Here is a 2553-nt window from a genome sequence, read left to right as displayed (position 1 = left end):
CATTGCAACAAGAAACATTGGCTTGGGAGCAGCGCAGAAATACCCAATTGCGAACAATAGATTGGCGATTTACCACTGAAGATGCACGGGTTAAACTCAAACGACTTTACCCATCATTTCAACCTTGACAGTCCACTAGTTTACTGAACTGCTTTGTGCAAAGGGGTTCAACCTGATCACCTGGTTCTGCACTAGAAGCACTACCTCAACCACTCAATCAAAAATTGCTAGCATCGGTTTAGCTCTTTCCAAGGGTAGATCTTATCTGTTCAACAACTGAACAGCTTGACAGAAAGCCCCTGTTTCCAGGAATGTAGGGTAATGTTACAAAATGTATAGTGTAATTTTGCTGTTGTCGCTCAGTTCTTCAAGGAACTCTTTGAGCAAAGGTCGCTTCCTACTCAGTGGAGATCTGAATGCGATCGCATCAGAAACCAGTAAAAGTTTGAGAACAATCCACGAGTGAAGCGAAAATCATCAATCAAACGAGAGGAACTGTAATGCTCAAACATCCCCGCGTTGTGGTTGTAGGTGCTGGATTTGGCGGGTTTCAGGCGGCTCAGTCTTTAGCTAACTCCGGAGCAGATGTGTTGCTGATTGATCGCAACAACTATCATTTGTTTGTGCCGCTGCTGTATCAGGTGGCAACGGCACAACTGGGGCCCGATCAGGTGGCGTACCCAATTCGCACCATTCTGCGGCGAACTAGCAATCTTCAGTTCTTGCATGCAGAAGTTCAGAGAATCGACTTTTCAGAGCAAATTGTTGAAACCGTTGCTGGGACCATTCCCTATAACATTTTGGTGCTGGCTACAGGCAGTCAAACAAAGTATTTAGAGATTCCTGGTGCAGCGGAGTATGCCTTTTCAATGGGAACGCTGGAAGAGGCAGTGGCATTGCGAAATCATATGTTTTCCTGCTTTGAGCAAGCCAGCCATGAACCCGATCCAGTGCGGCGAGAACGTTTGCTCACTTTCGCGATCGTCGGTGGGGGCGCAACCGGAGTTGAAATGGCGGGTGCCCTGGTTGAAATGTTTCGTGCCCTACGAGGAGATTATCCTACTCTGGATTGGCAACAGGTGAGGTTGTTGCTGGTGCAGTCGGGAGATCGCTTACTACCAGATTTGCCAAAGAAACTGGGCGTATACACCTGTAAACGGCTGCGCGAGCTTGGGGTTGAAGTTCACCTGTCACAAAAAGTGAACCGGGTCACTCCAGAAAGCCTGTACCTCAGTAATGGTCAGACAATATTGACTGAAACCACTATCTGGACAGCGGGATTGGAAGCAAGCTCACCCGAAACCTCTCAAGAGTTAGCCAGGGCAACCAAAGACAAATTATTTGTTCGTCCAACGCTGCAATTGCTGGAACATTCAAATGTGTATGCGATTGGTGATCTTGCCTACGTTGAGCAAAAAGGTAAACCTTTAACGGGTGTTGCACCAGAAGCGCTTCAGCAGGGTGTTGCAGTAGCACGTAACATCAGGCGACAGCTTCGAGGCAAAGCACCCCAGCCCTTTCGCTATTTCAACAAGGGTCGCCTCGCAATTATTGGTTGCTTTTCTGGGGTTGGAAAAATTGGTGGGTTTGCATTTACAGGCTTCCTTGCCTGGTTCATGTGGTTAGGCGTTCACCTGGTTTATTTACCGGGCTATCGTAGCCGTTTGCTGGTGTTTCTTACTTGGCTTCATACTTATTTGCTAGGCGATCGCGCCGTTCGCCTGATTCTGGCATCCAGGGATGTAACCGTACACAATCATCAAACCCTTGAAACAGTGAAATCGTTAGAGGTATCGCCATGACTGAGAGTAGAACTTATGCAGGCTTGAAGGTAGGAGATGTTGCGATCGCCTATTTGTTGTTGCGAATTCTGATTGGGGTCAATTATTTTAATCATGGATTTACGCGCATTTTCAACATTCCTGGATTTGTTGAGGAAACAGTTAAAACCCTTGAAGGCTCATACTTTCCAGAATTTCTAGTTAGAGTCAATTCCTTTCTAGTTCCCCCCGTAGAATTGATTGTTGGCATTTTGATCACCGTTGGATTGTTCACACGCGGTTCTCTGATCGCAACTTTTATTTTGATGATCATTCTGAAACTCGGTGTCACATCCATTCAAAACTGGGGAGCCGCCACTTCTATGCTCTCCTATGGACTGGTTTTATTCATTCTGCTGGCAGGCGTTGGTTTTAATATCTATTCAATTGACCACTGGCTGAACCGCAAACGGAAAGGCGAAACCTTAGAGAATCGATCTGAGCCGGGCATGTTTAGCTTTATCAACCGCTTTTGGACGAAACGCCACCGCCGCAGGCGTTTACCAACCGCTACCAGCTTCAGATAAACCGGCAACTCAGAATAAATGATGTATCCAGCCCCCCGGATTCTCCTAAGAATCCGGGGGATTTATACCAATTTAAACAGTATTCAGGGCAGATAGGGCATCGAGAATAAATGCATACCCTGTGATGGAAGCAATTAGCTCAGGAGTTAACTGAGCAATCAGTTGATCAACTTTAAGTTGGAGTTGGTCGAGTGTTTTGAAGGAAG

General features: G+C 46.5%; 2 protein-coding genes and 1 pseudogene. All 3 read left to right on the top strand.

Features of this window, described 5'->3' with window-relative positions; translation table 11 throughout:
- Positions 1-128, top strand: a pseudogene (locus tag AC1S52_RS03730) (IS630 family transposase); the annotation flags it as partial.
- Positions 129-500: 372 nt separating this feature from the next.
- Positions 501-1802, top strand: coding sequence for an NAD(P)/FAD-dependent oxidoreductase (locus AC1S52_RS03725; protein ID WP_482027693.1), 1302 nt, complete (start codon positions 501-503; stop codon positions 1800-1802).
- Positions 1799-2347 (top strand): DoxX family protein, encoded by a 549-nt coding sequence (locus AC1S52_RS03720; RefSeq protein WP_482027692.1) that lies wholly within the window; start codon positions 1799-1801, stop codon positions 2345-2347. The genes AC1S52_RS03725 and AC1S52_RS03720 overlap by 4 nt, the downstream gene beginning before the upstream one ends.
- Positions 2348-2553 lie beyond the last annotated feature (206 nt).

Source organism: Kovacikia sp. CALU 1929 (assembly GCF_056784235.1).
Note: the sequence above shows the minus strand (reverse complement) of the source record. Positions and strands in the feature narration are given on the sequence as shown.